The 18,088-nt window shown below is 58.3% G+C and carries 18 protein-coding genes; 9 read left to right on the top strand and 9 right to left on the bottom strand.

What is annotated here, in order from left to right; translation table 11 throughout:
* Positions 1 to 8 precede the first annotated feature (8 nt).
* From C2846_RS12435 to C2846_RS12420, 4 genes are all read right to left on the bottom strand, one after another.
* Positions 9 to 275 (bottom strand): PilZ domain-containing protein, encoded by a 267-nt coding sequence (locus C2846_RS12435; protein WP_080048938.1) that lies wholly within the window; start codon positions 273 to 275, stop codon positions 9 to 11.
* Positions 276 to 319: 44 nt separating this feature from the next.
* A complete protein-coding gene (locus tag C2846_RS12430; protein ID WP_080048939.1) occupies positions 320 to 1,207 on the bottom strand; it encodes a lysophospholipid acyltransferase in 888 nt (295 codons plus the stop codon).
* 101 nt (positions 1,208 to 1,308) lie between these two features.
* On the bottom strand, positions 1,309 to 1,893 hold the full coding sequence (locus C2846_RS12425) for a DNA-3-methyladenine glycosylase I (protein ID WP_373279476.1): 585 nt from the start codon (positions 1,891 to 1,893) through the stop codon (positions 1,309 to 1,311).
* A 71-nt stretch (positions 1,894 to 1,964) separates the two neighbouring features.
* Complete coding sequence (locus C2846_RS12420) at positions 1,965 to 2,519, bottom strand: YfaZ family outer membrane protein (RefSeq protein ID WP_119701570.1); 555 nt, start codon at positions 2,517 to 2,519, stop codon at positions 1,965 to 1,967.
* Positions 2,520 to 2,720: 201 nt separating this feature from the next.
* Between C2846_RS12420 and glyQ the strand changes: the two genes are divergently transcribed.
* The 5 genes from glyQ (at position 2,721) to C2846_RS12395 (ending at position 8,280) form a co-directional block, all read left to right on the top strand.
* Positions 2,721 to 3,668, top strand: a complete 948-nt coding sequence (gene glyQ, locus C2846_RS12415) for a glycine--tRNA ligase subunit alpha (protein WP_119701569.1) — start codon at positions 2,721 to 2,723, stop codon at positions 3,666 to 3,668.
* On the top strand, positions 3,668 to 5,722 hold the full coding sequence (glyS, locus tag C2846_RS12410; protein WP_119701568.1) for a glycine--tRNA ligase subunit beta: 2,055 nt from the start codon (positions 3,668 to 3,670) through the stop codon (positions 5,720 to 5,722). The genes glyQ and glyS overlap by 1 nt, the downstream gene beginning before the upstream one ends.
* A 106-nt stretch (positions 5,723 to 5,828) precedes the next feature.
* Positions 5,829 to 6,365: a D-glycero-beta-D-manno-heptose 1,7-bisphosphate 7-phosphatase gene (gene gmhB / locus C2846_RS12405; RefSeq protein ID WP_240638200.1), complete on the top strand. Its 537-nt coding sequence runs from the start codon at positions 5,829 to 5,831 to the stop codon at positions 6,363 to 6,365.
* Position 6,366: 1 nt separating this feature from the next.
* Positions 6,367 to 7,113: a lysophospholipid acyltransferase family protein gene (locus tag C2846_RS12400; protein ID WP_119701566.1), complete on the top strand. Its 747-nt coding sequence runs from the start codon at positions 6,367 to 6,369 to the stop codon at positions 7,111 to 7,113.
* A 12-nt stretch (positions 7,114 to 7,125) separates the two neighbouring features.
* A complete protein-coding gene (locus C2846_RS12395; protein WP_119701565.1) occupies positions 7,126 to 8,280 on the top strand; it encodes a PilT/PilU family type 4a pilus ATPase in 1,155 nt (384 codons plus the stop codon).
* Positions 8,281 to 8,469: 189 nt separating this feature from the next.
* Here C2846_RS12395 and C2846_RS12390 read toward each other — a convergent pair whose 3' ends face one another.
* Genes C2846_RS12390 through dnaA form a run of 5 tightly spaced genes read right to left on the bottom strand, consistent with a single transcriptional unit; the run spans position 8,470 to position 15,015 of the window.
* The gene (locus C2846_RS12390) at positions 8,470 to 8,820 is read right to left on the bottom strand and encodes a hypothetical protein (RefSeq protein WP_080048946.1); all 351 of its coding nucleotides are present in this window, start codon (positions 8,818 to 8,820) and stop codon (positions 8,470 to 8,472) included.
* 15 nt (positions 8,821 to 8,835) lie between these two features.
* Positions 8,836 to 11,250: a DNA topoisomerase (ATP-hydrolyzing) subunit B gene (gene gyrB / locus C2846_RS12385; RefSeq protein WP_080048947.1), complete on the bottom strand. Its 2,415-nt coding sequence runs from the start codon at positions 11,248 to 11,250 to the stop codon at positions 8,836 to 8,838.
* A gap of 16 nt (positions 11,251 to 11,266) precedes the next feature.
* Entirely contained in the window at positions 11,267 to 12,361 is a 1,095-nt protein-coding gene (gene recF, locus C2846_RS12380; RefSeq protein WP_119701564.1) for a DNA replication/repair protein RecF, read from the bottom strand.
* 7 nt (positions 12,362 to 12,368) lie between these two features.
* Positions 12,369 to 13,472, bottom strand: a complete 1,104-nt coding sequence (gene dnaN, locus C2846_RS12375; RefSeq protein WP_080048949.1) for a DNA polymerase III subunit beta — start codon at positions 13,470 to 13,472, stop codon at positions 12,369 to 12,371.
* A 46-nt stretch (positions 13,473 to 13,518) separates the two neighbouring features.
* Complete coding sequence (gene dnaA / locus C2846_RS12370; RefSeq protein ID WP_080048950.1) at positions 13,519 to 15,015, bottom strand: chromosomal replication initiator protein DnaA; 1,497 nt, start codon at positions 15,013 to 15,015, stop codon at positions 13,519 to 13,521.
* Between the two features lie 590 nt (positions 15,016 to 15,605).
* On the opposite strand from dnaA, the gene rpmH reads away from it, so the two are divergent.
* From rpmH to yidC, 4 genes are read left to right on the top strand one after another with little or no spacing between them, the layout of a single operon-like run.
* Entirely contained in the window at positions 15,606 to 15,740 is a 135-nt protein-coding gene (gene rpmH / locus C2846_RS12365) for a 50S ribosomal protein L34 (RefSeq protein ID WP_080048951.1), read from the top strand.
* 15 nt (positions 15,741 to 15,755) lie between these two features.
* The gene (gene rnpA, locus C2846_RS12360) at positions 15,756 to 16,154 is read left to right on the top strand and encodes a ribonuclease P protein component (RefSeq protein ID WP_080048952.1); all 399 of its coding nucleotides are present in this window, start codon (positions 15,756 to 15,758) and stop codon (positions 16,152 to 16,154) included.
* Positions 16,147 to 16,398 carry a membrane protein insertion efficiency factor YidD gene (yidD, locus tag C2846_RS12355; protein ID WP_080048953.1) on the top strand — a complete coding sequence of 84 codons (252 nt, stop codon included), beginning with the start codon at positions 16,147 to 16,149 and terminating at the stop codon, positions 16,396 to 16,398. Before rnpA ends, yidD begins: the two co-directional genes overlap by 8 nt.
* Positions 16,395 to 18,074 carry a membrane protein insertase YidC gene (gene yidC / locus C2846_RS12350; protein WP_080048954.1) on the top strand — a complete coding sequence of 560 codons (1,680 nt, stop codon included), beginning with the start codon at positions 16,395 to 16,397 and terminating at the stop codon, positions 18,072 to 18,074. The genes yidD and yidC overlap by 4 nt, the downstream gene beginning before the upstream one ends.
* The last annotated feature ends 14 nt before the right edge of the window (positions 18,075 to 18,088 follow it).

The raw sequence follows: 18,088 nt of genomic DNA, 5'->3' as shown, positions 1-18,088 counted from the left end.
CGGACCAATTACTGGTCAAGAAAGACCAGGCCCGCACCTTCACCCGCCACCACTCGCTGAACGACCATCCGCAGCACTGGTGCATCCATGGGGATGTCCTGTACCTGACCGGTGACTACAGTGCCGGGTGCCAGCTCGGCCAGCAGCGGATTCTCGACAAACACCCCACCGTCGGACAGATCACGGGTCTGACCAAACACTTCACCCAGTTGCGGATGACTGATCTTGATCCGACACTTCATCATGGTCCGTGGATACTGCCGCTGATTGGCCATGCGCGCTGCTCTCCCTGGTCGTTGCCGTCGTTGTTATAGGTTGTTCAATACCATTTCTTTTCCCCGGCCGGGCGTTTCTTGAAACGCTTCATGCTCCACATATATTGGCTCGGCCAGGTCGCCACATAGCGCCCGATCACCTCACTCATGCAGCTCACCGCCTCGGTTTCATCGTTACTGTATAGCGCCTCTGGCGCCTCTTCCAGTATCACCTTGAAGCCGCTGTTGTCGGGCAGGCGCAGACAGTGGAAGAACAGCGCCTTGGCCTGCCCGCCCTTGAGCAGGTTAGGGACGAATTTGCTGGTCAGGGCCGTGGTACCGAGAAAGGGGACGAACAGACCGCTCTTGAGCGCCGGTTCAGGGTCGGCAGGAATACCGACACAACCACCGCGCTTGACCTCGCGCATGACGCTGATGATGCCCTCGCGGGTCGAGGCCGCGACCTTGTTGCCAAGCTGGGTACGCTGGCGTTGCAGCAGTTCATCCACCGCTTTCTGTTTGGGTGGGCGATAGAAGATGATCGGCTTGGCGCGCGAGCAGTACCAGTGATTGAGCACTTCCCAATTACCCAGGTGGCTGGTAATGCCGACCACGCCCTGGCCCTTGGCCAAGGCATCCAGAAGCAAATGCTCGCCTTCAACCTGCTTGATCAGCGATACCGTTTTTTCCGGTGACCACATCCAGGCGCAGGCACTTTCGGCAAAGCTGCGGCCGATGTTTACCAGCGTTTCCCCGACCAGTTGCTCACGCTCAGATTCGGACAGCTCCGGGAAACAGTGCTGCAGATTGATCCGGGTTACCTCCCGTGACCGGTTCGGCAGTTTCCACATCAACCAGCCCAGCCCGGCACCCAGGCGCTGGGCCACGGCAAAGGGCAGCAACGAAAACAGTCGAAGAAAACCCACGATGATGGCGCCCTTGAGTCGCTCCACACCTATCCCCCGTCAATCAAAAAACGCCATTGTAGCCCGAACCAGGGTCGGCTGCCGTTTCATCACAACCACGCCGGGCCTGTTTTTGCGCGATTAGTCCGTTAGCTCAGCTCGGGGTAACGAAAACAGTCCGTGGTATGGTCCATCACCATCCCGGTAGCCTGCATGAAGGCATAGCAAATGGTTGGCCCGACAAAGGTGAAACCGGCCTTTTTCAAGGCCTTGCTCATGGCCACGGCTTCGGCACTCTGGGTCGGAATCTGGCTCAGGTGTTCAAACCGGTTGATCTTCGGTCGGCCATCGACGAACTGCCAAAGCCACTGGCCTGGATCCTGATGCTGGGCCATCTGCAGCCAGGCCCGGGCATTCTGCCGGGCGCCATGAACTTTCAGCCGATTGCGGATGATCCCACTATCGGCCATCAGCTCCAGTAGTTGCTCATCGCTCTGTTCGGCCATGAACTGTGGATCGAAGCCACGATAGACTTCACGGTAGCGCTCGCGCTTCTTCAGCACAGTGATCCATGAAAGACCGGCTTGAAAACCGTCGAGCAGCAGCTTTTCGAATAGCTGCTGGCTGTTGTACTCGGGCACGCCCCATTCAGTGTCATGATAGTGCTGGTAAATCGGGTCACTCGAACACCAACGGCAACGAACCGGCAAATCAACAGCCTGTGACGCGGACATGGGGCCTCCTGGCTAATGGTTACAGGTCCACCAGCCTAGCCCGAAGGCCCCGTTTTGTCTTGCCCGATCGCTCAGAAGCCGACACTCACACCCAGCACCGGACCGCTGTCCAGGGTACGGTTACCTCGCCGATCGAAGTCGGTACGCAGATAGCGATAACCGGCGTAGGCATAGCTCTGAGCAAACAGCTTGGCCCGAACCTGAGCACCGTATTCGTAACTCTCGTTGACATTGCCATGGGTCAGGCCTTCTGGCGTGTAGAAGCCATAACCACCCAGTGACACTCGCGGTAGCGGGGTATCGACGAACAACGAGCCCCCCAGCCCCAGGCCACCGCCGTTACCGTAATCGGTATCCTGGTACTGGTAACGGCCACCGACACTGAGATCCACCAGCGGGGTAGGCAATGAAATCATCAGTGAGCCGCTGTAGAGGCGGGCGTCGCGGCCGCTGTCATCGGTCTTCAGATAGCCAACACCGGCACGTACACCAGGCACCAACGTCTGGGTGGCCTCCAGGCCATACGAATTGCTGCTGGCGCTGGCTCCCAGGCTTAGCGCCTGGGCTTGGGTAGCGCCTAGGGCCAGCACGGTGGACAGGGCCAAAACGCCACAGGACTTGTTCATGATCAGGGTTACTCCTTGCAACAGATCTGGAAAAGAAAGAGGTATTGGGCAATGTTCCCTCCCGGTTCTGACCCCGTAAAACCCCAAGAGTGCCGGAGCAACATCCTGCAACCTTGTGCTTGTGCGACGGCTCAGCCTGTATGTCCCCCTTATCTGACGGTATACTCCGGCTTTTATTTTCAGCCTGACCGGGTGAACCACGTGACACAAACTACGCCAGACGTGCGCACATTCCAGGGCCTGATCCTGGCCCTGCAAAGTTACTGGGCCGAGCAGGGCTGTGTGATCCTGCAACCCTATGACATGGAAATGGGTGCCGGAACCTTCCATACCGCCACCTTCCTGCGCGCCATCGGCCCGGAAACCTGGAATGCCGCCTACGTGCAACCCTCGCGCCGCCCGGCCGACGGTCGCTACGGCGAAAACCCCAATCGTCTGCAGCATTACTATCAGTTCCAGGTAGTGCTCAAGCCCAACCCGGACAATATCCAGGAGCTGTACCTGGACTCGCTGCGGCATATCGGCGTCGACCCGCTGGTACACGATATCCGCTTTGTTGAGGACAACTGGGAATCGCCAACCCTGGGCGCCTGGGGGTTGGGCTGGGAAGTCTGGCTCAACGGCATGGAAGTCACCCAGTTCACCTACTTCCAGCAGGTCGGCGGGGTCGAGTGCTATCCGGTGACCGGCGAGATCACCTATGGTCTGGAACGTCTGGCGATGTACTTGCAGGGCGTCGACTCGGTCTACGACCTGGTTTACTCCGACGGCCCGTTCGGCACGGTGACCTATGGCGATGTGTTCCACCAAAACGAAGTGGAGCAGTCGACCTACAACTTCGAGCACGCCAACGTCGACAAGCTGTTCGAACTGTTCGACCACTACGAGGGCGAAGCCAACCGGCTGATGGAGCTGCAACTGCCGCTGCCCGCCTACGAAATGGTGATCAAGGCCTCGCACAGCTTTAACCTGCTCGACGCCCGTCGGGCAATTTCGGTGACCGAGCGTCAACGCTACATCCTGCGGGTGCGGGCCCTGGCGCGCAACATTGCCCAGAGCTATCTGCTGGCCCGCGCCCGTCTTGGCTTCCCGATGGCCAGCCCCGAATTGCGTGATGAAGTACTGGCCAAACTGAAGGAGGCCGAATAATGCAGGCGCAGGATTTTCTGGTTGAACTTGGCACTGAAGAGCTGCCTCCCAAGGCCCTCAAGCGTCTGGCGGAAGCCTTCCTGGAAGGTGTTGAAAAGGGCCTGGCTGACGCTGGGCTGAGCTATCAGGCCGCCCGTTACTACGCCGCGCCCCGACGCCTGGCCGTGCTGGTTGAACAACTGAGCACCCAGCAGCCGGACCGCAGCAGCCAGATCGACGGCCCGCCGCTGCAGGCTGCCTTCGACAAAGACGGCAACCCGACCCAGGCCGCCCTGGGTTTTGCCCGCAAGTGCGGGGTTGAACTGACCGAGATCGATCAAAGCGGGCCCAAGCTGCGCTTCGTTAAATCCGAGCCAGGCCAGCCGGCCACCAGTCTGCTGCCTGGCATCGTCGATGCCGCTCTGGCGCAGCTGCCGATTCCCAAGCGCATGCGCTGGGGTGCGCACAAGACCGAATTCGTCCGCCCGACCCAGTGGCTGGTGATGCTGCTCGGCGATCAGTTGGTGCCCTGCGAGATTCTCGCCCAGAGCGCTGGCAACCAGTCGCGCGGCCATCGATTCCACCACCCGGATCAGTTGACCATCAGTGCCCCGGCCGAATACGCCGACCGCCTGCGCCAGGCTTTTGTGGTCGCCGATTTCAGCGAACGCCGGGAACTGATTCGCCAACGGGTCGAGCAACTGGCCGCCGAGCAGCAGGGCAGTGCGATCATTCCCGATGACTTGCTCGATGAAGTGACCGCTCTGGTCGAATGGCCGGTGCCGCTGGTCTGCTCGTTCGAGGAACGCTTCCTCGAAGTGCCGCAGGAAGCCCTGATCAGTACCATGCAGGACAACCAGAAGTACTTCTGCCTGCTCGATGCCAACGGCAAGCTGCTGCCGCGCTTTATCACCGTAGCCAACATCGACAGTGAAGACCCGGCGCAGATCATCAGCGGCAACGAGAAGGTGGTGCGCCCGCGACTGACCGACGCCGAATTCTTCTTCAACCAGGACAAGAAACAGCCACTGGAAACCCGCAACGAACGACTGGCCAAGGTGGTGTTCCAGGCCCAGCTCGGCAGCGTGCTGGACAAGGCCGAGCGGGTTTCCAGCCTGGCCGCCTTCATCGCCGCACAGATCGGTGGCGACACCAGTCACGCCGCCCGCGCCGGACTGCTGTCCAAGTGCGACCTGGCCACCGAAATGGTCGGCGAGTTCCCGGAACTGCAAGGCATTGCCGGCTACTATTACGCCCGCCATGACGGCGAGCCCGAGGACGTGGCGCTGGCACTGAACGAGCAGTACATGCCGCGCGGTGCCGGCGCCGAGTTGCCTAGCACTTTGACTGGTGCCGCCGTGGCGCTGGCCGACAAGCTCGACACCCTGGTTGGCATTTTCGGCATCGGCATGCTGCCGACCGGCAGCAAGGACCCCTATGCCCTGCGCCGCGCTGCGCTGGGCGTGCTGCGGATTCTGATCGACAAGCGCCTGGAGCTGGATTTGACCAGCGCCCTGACCAGCGCGATCGCCCAGTATGGCGACAAGATCAAGGCCGAGGGGCTACTGGCTCAGGTTCAGGACTTCATCTTCGACCGCCTGCGCGCCCGTTACGAGGACGAAGGCATCGACGTTGCCGTATACCAGTCGGTACGGGCGCTGAACCCGGCCTCACCGCTGGACTTCGATCAGCGCGTGCAGGCGGTGCAGGCCTTCCGCCGGCTGCCCGAAGCTGACGCCCTGGCCGCCGCCAACAAGCGGGTGTCAAACATTCTGGCCAAGGCCGAGGGTGAAGTCAGCACCGTGGTCAACACCAGCCTGCTGCGGGACGCCGCCGAACAGGCCCTGGCCAGCGCCATCGACAGTGCCGAGCAGGACAACGCTCCGCTGGCCGCCAGCCGCGATTACCAGCGCAGCCTGGAGCAGCTGGCCAGCCTGCGGACCCCGGTTGATGCGTTCTTCGATCAGGTACTGGTCAACGCCGAAGACCCGGCCGTGCGCGCCAACCGCTACGCTCTGCTGGCGCGGCTGCGTGGACTGTTCCTGGGCGTGGCGGATATTTCACTGCTGGGTTGATGCTCTGGCACCGATACAGGCCATGAAGCCTCTAACCAACCAGCCCAACGGCAGGTTAGTCAGAGGCTTATCGGGGCTGGCACTGGGTTTATCTGGGAATACTGACGTGAAACTGATCATCCTCGACCGTGACGGCGTCATCAACGAAGACTCCGACGCCTACATCAAGTCACTCGACGAGTGGATTCCGCTGCCAGGATCGATCGAGGCCATGGCCCGCCTCAGCAAGGCTGGCTGGCGCATTGCTGTGGCCACCAACCAGTCAGGTCTGGCACGCGGTTATTTCACCCAGGAAATACTCGAAGCCATGCACGCCAGACTGGCCGAACTGGTGGCCGAGCAGGGCGGTCAGGTCGAGCTGATTCGTTACTGCCCACACGGCCCTGACGACGGCTGTGACTGCCGCAAGCCACGTCCCGGGTTGTACCGCCAGATTGCCGATTACTTTGGCCTGGACAGTCTCTCAGGAGTACCCACTGTAGGCGACAGCCTGCGTGATCTGGAGGCCGGCGTTGCCGTCGGTTGCAAACCCTATCTGGTACGCACCGGCAAGGGCAACAAAACCGCCAATCAGGCGTTGCCCACCGGCACACTGATTTTTGACAACCTGGCCGCTGTGGTCGACTCATTGCTGGAACCCTGACATGCGCCTGCTCATGCCTCTGCGGATCACCCTGTTCTACCTGTTGCTGGCCTCCAGCGCCTGCCTGTGGAGCATCCTGATGCTTGTGCTGGCACCGCTGTTGCCGTTCCGCTGGCGCTTCGGCCTGGTGGTCGAATGCTGGACCCGTTTCGCCATCTGGCTATGCAAGGTCATGGTTGGCATTCGCTATGAAGTCAGCGGTCTGGAAAATATTCCGGACCAGGCCGGGGTCATTCTGGCCAACCATCAGAGCACCTGGGAAACCTTTTTCCTGCAGCAGATCTTCCGTCCGCAGAGCCAACTGCTGAAAAAGGAACTGCTGTATGTACCCTTCTTCGGCTGGGCTCTGGCCTTAATGAAACCGATCGCCATCGATCGCAGCAAGGCCCGCGATTCGCTCCAGCAACTGACCCGCATCGGCGGCCAGCGCCTGCGTGACGGAATGTGGATTCTGGTATTTCCCGAAGGTACCCGCAAAGCCCCCGGTACTCCAATCAAGTTCAGCCGTGGCGGCGCGGCCCTGGCGGTCAGCACTCAGGTACCCGTGGTACCGGTTGCCCACAATGCCGGTGAACACTGGCCCCGGCATGGCTGGAACAAACACCCTGGTACCATCAAGGTCATGATCGGCCCTGCGATCTATCCCAAGGGTTCAGACCCGCGCGCCATCATTGAGGTCAATCGCGAGGCCGAGGCCTGGGTCAATCAGGCCCTGAGCGCCATCAACCCGGGCAGTTCCGGGCACTGACAAGGAACGGATATGGATATTCACGACTACTTGCGTACGCTGGCCGAGCAACAGGGTTCTGACCTGTTTTTCAGCGTGGGGGCACCGGTCACGCTCAAGCGCGAAGGTGAGTTCGTCCGCCTTAACGAGACTCAGGTACTGGAGAAAGGGCAGGTCAAAACCCTGGCTTACGCCCTGATGAGCGCCAAGCAGATCGAGGAATTTGAAACCCAGCTGGAAATGAACCTTGCCCTGGGGATTGCCGGGGTAGGGCGCTTTCGGGTCAACGTTTACTGGCAGCGCGGTGAAGTGACCATGGTCGTGCGCTTTATCAGTGACCGGATCGCCAGCTTTGCCGAACTTGGGCTACCGCGGGTGCTGGAAAAACTGTCACTGCTTGATCGTGGTCTGATTCTGGTAACCGGGGCCACCGGGTGCGGAAAATCAACAACCCTGGCAGCGATGATCGATTACCGCAACCGCTGCCGCTCGGGTCATATTGTCTGCATTGAGGATCCGATCGAGTTTCTGCATCACCATCAATGCTCGATCGTCGATCAGCGCGAGGTCGGCCTGGACACCCACAGTTTCAAGGCCGCGCTGCACAATGTCCTGCGTGAATCCCCAGACGTGATCATGATTGGTGAAATTCGCGACCGGGAAACCATGCAGCATGCCCTACATTACAGTGAAACCGGGCACCTGGTACTGGCCACTCTGCATGCAACCAATACCGTGCAGGCAGTGGAGCGCATCGCCAACCTGTTTCCGGAAGAGGCGCGGGCTCAGGTACTCAATGACATCTCCATGAATATGGTGGCTATTATCGGCCAACGCCTGGCAAATGGCGTAAAAAAGCAGCGATTGCCGGTTGTTGAAATGCTCTTGCGCACACCCTATATCGTCAACCTGATCGCCCGCGATGAGCTTCACGATATCAAGGCAGTGATGAGTCGCGGTACCGATGACAAGGCTCTGCAGACCTACGATCAACATCTGTTCCGACTGCTCAAGGCCCGGGAAATTACTCTCAAGGAAGCCCTGCGCCTGGCCGATTCACGCAACGACCTGATGCTACGCGCCAAGCTGGAAGACCAGGCCAAGGACAATAGCGAGTCAGCAGCACCGGCTGAGCCGACCAGCGACGCGGCAGGGTTTGATAGTGACCTGACTGAAGACTTTCGTTAAGGAAGCACTGATTATATCCGTTCAGCGTTAGCCCAATTGTCGCTGACCTGTTCTGGACACGCCGTGAACCCATCCCTGGGGGCTTGACGATGCCCGTCCAGGGCATCGACAGTCCAGAACAGGTCAGCGCCAACCGGGCAACCGGGCTTACGTGCAATTAATCAGTACTTCCTTAAGCGTTTACCACACTCAGTTGAGAATCGACCAACGGCCATCCTTAAGCCGGACAAACTCCATCTGCGTGACCTCGCTCTTGCGCCCGATCATCGGCCGCGTAGCGTCGATTTCCAGATCACAGCGATATACGTTCTGGCGTACTTCCTCGCAGCCGATTACATGAACACTGTGCACTTCAGGGGTGATCGCCCGTGCCAGATCACCGCCAAAGGCCCCACCCAGCGCTTCCATTTGCTGGGTGATATTCTCACTTTCGGCCCTGATCAAGGCCTCAACATCCGCACTTGAAGGCCCCTTGGAGCAGCCGGCCAGCACCAGCGCCAGTGCCGCAGCGCCCAACAGCTTAAAGCTCACCACGCTCATCTCAGGGCCTCCGAATCAGACGTCGAGGTTGGATACCGCCAGGGCATTGCTTTCGATGAACTCGCGACGCGGCTCGACGTGATCACCCATCAGGGTGTTGAAGATCTGGTCGGCAGCAATAGCATCCTCGATATTGACCCGCAGCATCCGTCGGCTTTGCGGATCCATGGTGGTCTCCCACAACTGCTCGGGGTTCATCTCACCCAGCCCCTTATAGCGCTGAATGCTGTGCCGGCGTGCAGTCTCATTCATCATCCACTCCAGCGCTTCCTTGAAGGTGCTGATCAGCCTCTTCTTCTCGCCGCGCTGAATATAGGCGCCGTCTTCGAGCAGGCTTTGCAGCTTTTCACCCAGCTCGGCCATGGTCCGGTAATCGTTACTGGCAAACAGGTCGCGGTTGAAGGTGAAGTAGCTCGACAGACCGTGACTGATCGACTCGACTTCCGGCAACCACAAATGCCGCTCGCGGTCTTCACGCAGGTTGACCCGGTATTCCTGACCCGATTTCTCACCCTGTTTGACCCGCTGTTCGAAGCCAACCAGCCAGTTTTCCATGAACGGCTTGTCGGCCAGGTTGTCCAGACTCAGACGCGGCAGGTAGATGAAGTGCTCCATCAACTCTTCCGGATACAGGCGCGACAGGCGCTTGAGGGTCTTCATTACCGAGCGGAATTCCTGCACGATTTTTTCCAGACCTTCACCGGTAATACCCGGGGCATGTTCGTTGACGAACAGGTAAGAGTCTTCCAGTGCCGACTGGGTCAGATACTCTTCCAGCGCCTCATCATCCTTCAGGTACTGCTCCTGCTTGCCTTTCTTGATCTTGTACAGCGGCGGCTGGGCAATATAGATGTAACCCTTTTCGATCAGTTCCGGCATCTGCCGGAAGAAGAAGGTCAGCAGCAGGGTACGAATGTGCGAACCGTCGACGTCAGCATCGGTCATGATGATGATGTTGTGGTAACGCAGCTTGTCGATATTGAATTCTTCCCGACCGATACCGCAGCCCAGGGCGGTGATCAGCGTGCCGACCTCAGCCGAGGACAACATCTTGTCGAAGCGGGCCTTCTCGACGTTGAGGATCTTGCCCTTGAGCGGAAGAATGGCCTGGGTTCTGCGGTTGCGGCCCTGTTTCGCCGAGCCACCCGCAGAGTCACCCTCCACTATGTAGAGTTCGGACAGGGCAGGATCCTTTTCCTGACAGTCAGCCAGTTTGCCCGGCAACCCGGCAATATCCAGTGCACCCTTGCGCCGGGTCATTTCCCGGGCCTTGCGTGCCGCTTCACGGGCGCGAGCGGCATCAATCATCTTACCAACCACTGCCTTGGCCTCACCGGGGCTTTCCAGCAGATAATCGGCGAAATATTTGTTCATTTCCTGCTCGACCGCAGTCTTCACCTCAGACGAGACCAGCTTGTCCTTGGTTTGCGAGGAGAACTTGGGATCCGGCACCTTGACCGAAATGATCGCGGTCAGGCCTTCACGGGCGTCATCACCGGAGGTGTTGACTTTCATCTTCTTCAACAACCCTTCCTGCTCGATATAGGCGTTCAGCGAGCGGGTCAGGGCGCTGCGGAAACCGGCCAGGTGGGTGCCGCCATCGCGTTGGGGAATGTTGTTGGTGAAACACAGGATGTTTTCGTTGAAGCTGTCGTTCCACTGCAGCGCCACCTCAACACCGATTCCATCCTCACGCTGGAGGTCGAAGTGGAACACGCTGTTGACCGCACTCTTGTTCTGGTTCAGGTATTCGACAAAGGCCCGCAAACCACCTTCGTACTTGAAGGTTTCAACCTTGCCACTGCGCTCATCTCGCAGGTTGATGCCGACCCCGGAATTGAGGAACGACAGCTCGCGCAAGCGTTTGGCGAGAATATCCCAGCTGAAACTGATACTGCTGAAGGTCTCGGCCGAGGGCTTGAAATGGATCTGGGTGCCGGTGGTCTCGGTGTCGCCTACGGCCTTCAGCGGCTCCTGAGGGACGCCATGACGGTACTCCTGCTCCCAGACCTTGCCCTGGCGACGAATGGTCAGGGTAAGCACCTCTGACAGGGCGTTGACTACCGAGACCCCGACACCGTGCAAACCGCCGGATACCTTGTAGCTGTTGTCGTCAAACTTACCGCCGGCATGCAGGACGGTCATGATCACTTCAGCAGCAGACACTCCTTCCTCGTGGATATCCACAGGAATACCACGGCCGTTGTCGCGTACAGTGATCGATTCGTCGGTATGAATGATGATATCGATGTCGCTACAGTGGCCGGCGAGTGCCTCGTCAATGGAGTTATCGACCACTTCGAACACCATATGGTGCAGGCCGGTACCATCATCCGTATCACCGATATACATACCGGGGCGTTTACGGACCGCATCCAGGCCCTTCAAGACCTTGATACTGGATGAATCATAGGCATTGTTGTCGGTCATTTCGTCACTCCAGACATTAACCAGTCTGCACAATTCGGCCATGTTCCACGTGGAACATGGACACCGGTGTTTCAGTTTTCCAGCTACCAGCCAACTGCTCAGCCTCAACACAGCTAATGAACACTTGGCAATTCAATCCTTCAAGCAGGCGACACAGAGCTTCGCGGTGCCGGCCATCCAGTTCAGAGGGCAGGTCATCGACCAGGAAAACACAGTCCTGTTGCCGTCCACTGGCCTTGAGCAAATGCCCTTGGGCGATTTTCAAGGCGCATACCACCAGCTTCTGCTGGCCACGGGACAATACGTCGACAGCATTCATACCGCGTACTCGCAAACGCAGGTCAGCACGCTGCGGCCCGGACTGGGTATGGCCCAATTGACAATCTCGCTCGAACTGCTGATCAAGCACTTCAGCCAGCCCACGCTCTTTGTCCCAGCCGCGGTAATAGCTCAGGCTGAGTTCATCAAGGGTTATCAACTGACCCAGCACCGTTTCAAACTCGGGCTTGAGCTGCTGTATATAGCCGCGCCGATAGTGGTCAATGCGTTCCCCCATTTGTACCAGCTCGGTTTCCCACGGGGCGAGCATGGAACGTTCCATTCTACCACGACGCAGCAGTGAATTCCGTTGCTTGAGGCTTTTTTGCAGTCGCTGCCAACTGGGCAGAAATTGATGTTCCACGTGGAACACACCCCAATCAAGAAATTGCCGGCGCTGCTTCGGTGCTCCCTCAAGCAAACGAAAACTCTCGGGGTTAATCAACTGCAGTGGCAGGGTTTCGGCCAATTGCGCCGTGCTGCGCACGCTCTGGCCATCAATCCGAATCTGATAATCCGCCTCTTTGCCCCGGGTAATGCCCATCGAGCGTTGAGCACCGGCATGCAAATTCAGGTCAGCAAAAACCGTGCACTGTTGCTGTTCATACTGAATCACTGGATTGAGGCGAGTACTGCGGAACGAACGGGCCAGGCCCAAAATATGAATGGCTTCGAGCAAACTGGTTTTGCCGCTGCCGTTGGCGCCGGAAATGATGTTGATGCGTGGGGAGGGATGGAGAGTCACCGGGTGCAGATTACGCACCGCGGTGACTGACAGACGCTTTAATGGCATCGAGCGTTCAGAGACGCATAGGCATGACAACGTAGAGGCTGTCGTCAGACTCGGACTCCTGGATCAGGGCACTGCTATTGGCATCGGACAGGATCATCTTGATCTGCTCGTTGCTCAGGACGTTCATTACGTCCAGCAGGTAGCTGACGTTGAAACCGATCTCCAGCGAATTACCGCTGTAGTCGACCACGATATCTTCTTCAGCCTCTTCCTGCTCCGGGTTGTTGGCCTGGATTTTCAGCTGCGCTTCGCTGAGCATCAGACGAATACCACGGTACTTTTCGTTGGACAGAATCGCCGTACGGCTGAAAGCATTACGCAGCGTCTGGCGATCAGCCAGGATAATCTTGTCGCCACCGCGCGGCAGGACCCGCTCGTAATCAGGGAATTTGCCATCGACCAGCTTCGAGGTGAAAGTGAAGTCGCCGGTAGTGGCGCGGATATGATGGGTACCCAACACGATATTGACCAGATCGTCAGCCTCACCGAGCAGCCGCGCCAGTTCAAGAATCCCCTTGCGCGGAACGATCAGTTGATAACGTTCCTGGTAGTCGATACCAGCATCGACAGTACACATGGCCATCCGGTGACCATCAGTTGCTACTGCGCGCAGTTGGCCCTTGTTGATTTCCAGCAACATGCCGTTGAGGTAATAACGCACGTCCTGCTGGGCCATGGCGAAACTGGTCCGCTCAATCAGCCGACGCAGTTTGCTTTGACCAATGGCAAAGCTCATGGCCCCCGGGCCGTCTTCAACATTGGGGAAATCGCTGGCAGGCAGGGTAGCCAGGGTAAAGCGGCTGCGCCCGGCCTTGATCAGGGCCTTGTTGTCTTCAACCTTAAGAGTCAGTACAGAGTCATCAGGTAGCGACTTGCAGATATCCATCAGCTTGCGCGCCGGCACGGTGATTTCGCCGTCGACTGCTGCCTCTTCCAGATTGATGCGGCCAACCAGTTCGACTTCCAGATCGGTCCCGGTCATCGACAGGGTATTGCCGTCAACCACCAGCAAAACATTGGACAACACGGGCAGGGTCTGTCTGCGTTCGACAACACCGGCCACCAGTTGCAGGGGCTTCAACAGGGCTTCGCGCGGGATGGTGAATTGCATAGTCTTCCTTCGACCTCGTGCAGGTTAGCAGGTTGCCGACGTGACCTCAGGTGGTCAGCGTCCTCAGCAAGTTCTTGTAATCTTCGCGGATATCAGCATCGGTTTCACGCAGCTCGGCAATCTTGCGCGTGGCGTGCAGCACAGTGGTGTGATCCCGCCCACCAAAAGCATCACCGATTTCCGGCAGGCTGTGGTTGGTCAGTTCCTTGGACAGAGCCATGGCTACCTGACGCGGCCGCGCCACCGAGCGCGAACGGCGCTTGGAGAGAATATCGGCGATCTTGATCTTGTAGTACTCAGCCACAGTGCGCTGGATATTGTCGATACTCACCAGCTTGTCCTGCAGCGCCAGCAAATCCTTGAGCGACTCACGAATCAGCTCGATGGTGATATCGCGCCCCATGAAATGGGCACTGGCAATCACCCGCTTGAGCGCACCTTCCAGTTCGCGGACATTCGAGCGAATGCGCTGGGCAATGAAGAAGGCGGCATCATGCGGCAGATCGATCCGCGACTGCTCGGCCTTCTTCATCAGAATAGCGACCCGGGTTTCCAGCTCCGGCGGCTCAACCGCTACCGTCAGGCCCCAGCCGAAACGCGACTTTAGCCGCTCTTCCAGGCCGTCAATTTCCTTGGGATAACGGTCACTGGTCAAAATCACTTGCTGCCCACCTTCAAGCAGAGCATTGAAGGTATGAAAGAACTCTTCCTGCGAGCGTTCCTTCTTAGCGAAAAACTGAATGTCGTCGATCAGCAGGGCATCGACCGAACGGTAGTAGCGCTTGAAGTCATTGATCGCATTCATCTGCAGCGCCTTGACCATATCTGCCACGAAGCGCTCAGAATGCAGGTAGACGATCTTGGCTGCCGGGTTCTTTTTCAACAGGTGGTTGCCAACCGCATGCATCAAGTGGGTTTTACCCAGGCCCACCCCGCCATACAGGAACAACGGGTTGTAACCATGCTTGGGGTTATCGGCGACCTGCCAGGCTGCCGCCCGAGCCAGTTGGTTCGACTTACCCTCGACAAAGTTTTCGAACGTGAAGCTGCGGTTCAGGTAACTGGTGTGCTTGATCAAAGCCGGCGCGGAGTTGTCACTGGCCTGACCAGGCAAGGGCGTGGCCACTTCGGCATCGGACAATGGTGCGCCTTCTGGCTCAAAGCCCTGGGCACTGACCTGGGCCCGAGGGCGCACTGGTTCAGCTATCCGTTCCGGGGCTGGGGCGCTGGGGGCCGGTGTGGCCGCGGGCACTGGCGCTGGTTGAGTCCTGACAGGGGCCTGGACCGCCGCCGCGCTCCTGCGACTGCCAATCAGCAATGAAACCAATGGGGCCTGGCCCTGGGACAAATCATCGAGCAACTCCTGAATACGATTCAGGTACTTGTCATTGACCCAGTCCAGCACGAAACGGTTGGGCGCGTACAAACGCAGCTCGGTCTGATCCCCATCAACCTGCAGAGGGCGAATCCAGGTATTGAACTGTTGAGATGGTAGCTCATCACGCAAGAAGTCGATGCATTGCTGCCAGAGTGCAACAGACACAATATCCCCCGGTACTTGACCTTATACAACACGTTTCTGGGAGACGGAGGCGGCACATCGTGTGCGGCGTTTCTCGTCCTGACAAGCCACCCATTCTAGCGGTTCACCTCCGACTTATCCACACCAATCAAGCATTTACTGTAATTGGGCCAGAGCGTCGCAACACCACTTCGATAATCGTTCAATGCATCTGTGAACCACGAAATACGGGGCTCTTAAACCCTGTGGAAAACCCTTGATCAAGCCTGTGCCAATTTCCTTGAAGGGTTGTGCACAAAACCGCCCTGTGGATATCAGTCGCATTTATCCACAGAACAGTCACAAGCATCCAACCCGTGCCCCAACACCCTATCAACAACCTTATCCCTTGCCCTAAACCTGCATCCCCCCTGAGCCAGGGCAATCTATCCACAGTTCTAGCAGCTACTAAGAACAATATTTATATTCATCTTTTAAACACATAGATTTTCTATTCTTTTTCTTTACTCACAACCACCGAATGAAATTGACCTGGGCGGGCGAATTCTCTAGAATTGCCGGTCCCTTGAAAGGGCTCATTGGCTCTTGTTGAACCACTCAGGTATCTGAAGATGAAAAGAACTTTCCAACCCAGCGTTTTGAAGCGCAAGCGTAACCACGGTTTCCGTGCTCGTATGGCCACCAAAAACGGTCGCCAGGTTCTGGCCCGTCGTCGTGCCAAAGGCCGCAAGCGTCTGTCAGCCTAAGACCCGGTTATCCAGGTGGATCTCGGGTTTGGCCCTGAATACAGGTTATTGACGCCTGGCCAGTTCAAGGCCGTTTTCGATGGAGCCACCTGCAAAGCCTCAGGACCCAGTCTGTTGTTGCTCGCTCGATTCAATGAGCAAGAGCATGCACGGCTGGGTTTGGTCATAGCCAAAAAAAATGTCCGGCGTGCCGTAGACCGTAACAAGGTCAAACGCGTGGCACGTGAGTCCTTCAGGCATCACCGTGCTGAACTGGGCAATCTGGATATTGTCGTTCTGGCCCGCCGCGGCCTGGGCGACCTTGACAGTCAGGCGCTGCACGCCCTGTTTCGGGACATGTGGCGCCGACTGATCAAATCGGCTGACAAGCACAAACGAACTCGCGAATCTGGACCCCCGTCATCCCATGCGTAGAGTCGCGCTCGGACTGATCAAGGTTTACCGCTACGCTATCAGTCCGCTGATGGCCAATCATTGCCGTTTCTACCCAAGCTGCTCCTGTTATGCCCAGGAAGCCATCGAACAACATGGCTTGCTCAAGGGCAGTCTGCTCAGCGCCCGTCGCCTGAGCCGTTGCCACCCCTGGAATCCCGGTGGCTACGATCCTGTTCCACCAGCGTCTGACAACCCTTCTTCCCAGATGGCCAACAAACCATGAACATGCAACGAAATATCCTTATTGCTGCCTTGCTCGTGATCACCTACCTCATGGTTTTGCAGTGGAACAAGGACTACGGTCAACCCGAACTGCCGCCGGCCGAAGCCGCTACCAGCCCGCTGCAGGGCAACGACCTGCCGGATCTGGCCACGGCTCAGGTTGATGGCGACGTACCCGAAGTCATCGAGCCCTCCGCCAACGAAGTGCCCAGCACCCCGGCAGTGCCTGTAGCCACCAGCAACGAATTGATCCAGGTACGCACCGACAGCATGCTGGTCAGCATCGACCCGCGCGGCGGTGATATCGTCGCCGTGGCCTTGCCGCAATACCCGCAGCGCAAGGACCGGCCCGACCTGCCGTTCCAATTGCTGGAGCAGAGCAGTGCCCGCACCTATGTCGCCCAGAGTGGCCTGATTGGCCCCAACGGCCTGGACGCCCGTGCCTCTGGCCGACCGCAGTTCAGCAGTGCCCAGACCCAGTACGAACTGGGCGACGCCGAAACCCTGGTGGTTGACCTCAACTATCAAGAGGGTGAGGTCAGCTACATCAAGCGCTTCACCTTCACCCGTGGCGACTATCTGGTCGGCGTCGAATACCTGATCGACAACCAGAGCGATGCAACCTGGACCGGCAACCTCTACGGTCAGATCAAGCGTGACCAGAGTGGTGATCCCTCCAGCACCGGTGCCACCGGCATGGCCACCTACCTGGGCGGAGCCTATTGGAGTGCTGACCGTTCCTATACCAAAGTCAGCTTCAAGGACATGGACAAGTCGCGGCTGAGCGAAACCGTTACCGGCGGCTGGGCAGCCTGGCTGCAGCACTACTTTGTCAGCGCCTGGATTCCCAGTGCTGAGCAGAACAATGTCTACCAGACCCGCAAGGATAGCCAGGGCAACTACATCATCGGCTTTATCAGCCCGGCCACCAGTATTGCCGCAGGCGAGCAAGCCAGCCTGAAAGCCGATTTCTACGCCGGCCCGAAAATCCAGGACCGCCTGGGGGAAATTTCCCAGGGCCTGGAACTGACCGTCGACTATGGCTTCCTGTGGTGGATTGCCCAGCCGCTGTTCTGGGTGCTGAGCATCATCCATGGCTTCGTCGGCAACTGGGGCTGGAGCATTATCCTGCTGACCATTCTGATCAAACTGGTGTTCTTCCCGCTGTCAGCCACCAGTTACCGTTCGATGGCCAACATGCGCCGGGTGTCGCCGAAGCTGCAGGCGCTGCGCGAGCAGCATGGCGATGACCGGCAGAAAATGTCCCAGGCGATGATGGAGCTGTACAAGAAGGAAAAGATCAACCCGCTGGGTGGCTGTTTGCCGATTCTGGTGCAGATGCCGGTGTTCATCGCCCTGTACTGGGTACTGATGGAAAGCGTGGAAATGCGTCAGGCCGAGTGGCTGGGCTGGATTGGTGATCTGTCGCTGAAGGACCCCTACTTCATCCTGCCGATCCTGATGGGTGTGACCATGTACATCCAGCAGTTGCTCAATCCGACTCCGCCGGATCCGATGCAGGCCAAGGTGATGAAGATGCTGCCGATCATCTTCACCTTCTTCTTCCTCTGGTTCCCGGCCGGTCTGGTGCTGTACTGGGTGGTCAACAACATCCTGTCGATCGCGCAACAGTGGTACATTACCCGGCAGATCGAGGGGGCGGCCGAGAAGGCCTGAAGCTGAACCCCGCG

This window comes from Pseudomonas jilinensis (genome assembly GCF_003586265.1).
GTDB lineage: Bacteria > Pseudomonadota > Gammaproteobacteria > Pseudomonadales > Pseudomonadaceae > Halopseudomonas > Halopseudomonas phragmitis.
The sequence above is the reverse complement of the archived record's forward strand: the minus strand, read 5'-3'. Positions and strand labels throughout refer to the sequence as shown.

Bases quoted from the DNA above. Each gene is read 5' to 3' on its own strand.
- C2846_RS12435 (WP_080048938.1), bottom strand. From the start codon at position 275: ATGGCCAATCAGCGGCAGTATCCACGGACCATGATGAAGTGTCGGATC.
- C2846_RS12425 (WP_373279476.1), bottom strand. From the start codon at position 1,893: ATGTCCGCGTCACAGGCTGTTGATTTGCCGGTTCGTTGCCGTTGGTGT.
- C2846_RS12420 (WP_119701570.1), bottom strand. From the start codon at position 2,519: ATGAACAAGTCCTGTGGCGTTTTGGCCCTGTCCACCGTGCTGGCCCTA.
- glyS (WP_119701568.1), top strand. From the start codon at position 3,668: ATGCAGGCGCAGGATTTTCTGGTTGAACTTGGCACTGAAGAGCTGCCT.
- C2846_RS12400 (WP_119701566.1), top strand. From the start codon at position 6,367: ATGCGCCTGCTCATGCCTCTGCGGATCACCCTGTTCTACCTGTTGCTG.
- C2846_RS12395 (WP_119701565.1), top strand. From the start codon at position 7,126: ATGGATATTCACGACTACTTGCGTACGCTGGCCGAGCAACAGGGTTCT.
- C2846_RS12390 (WP_080048946.1), bottom strand. From the start codon at position 8,820: ATGAGCGTGGTGAGCTTTAAGCTGTTGGGCGCTGCGGCACTGGCGCTG.
- gyrB (WP_080048947.1), bottom strand. From the start codon at position 11,250: ATGACCGACAACAATGCCTATGATTCATCCAGTATCAAGGTCTTGAAG.
- recF (WP_119701564.1), bottom strand. From the start codon at position 12,361: ATGCCATTAAAGCGTCTGTCAGTCACCGCGGTGCGTAATCTGCACCCG.
- dnaN (WP_080048949.1), bottom strand. From the start codon at position 13,472: ATGCAATTCACCATCCCGCGCGAAGCCCTGTTGAAGCCCCTGCAACTG.
- rpmH (WP_080048951.1), top strand. From the start codon at position 15,606: ATGAAAAGAACTTTCCAACCCAGCGTTTTGAAGCGCAAGCGTAACCAC.
- yidD (WP_080048953.1), top strand. From the start codon at position 16,147: ATGCGTAGAGTCGCGCTCGGACTGATCAAGGTTTACCGCTACGCTATC.
- yidC (WP_080048954.1), top strand. From the start codon at position 16,395: ATGAACATGCAACGAAATATCCTTATTGCTGCCTTGCTCGTGATCACC.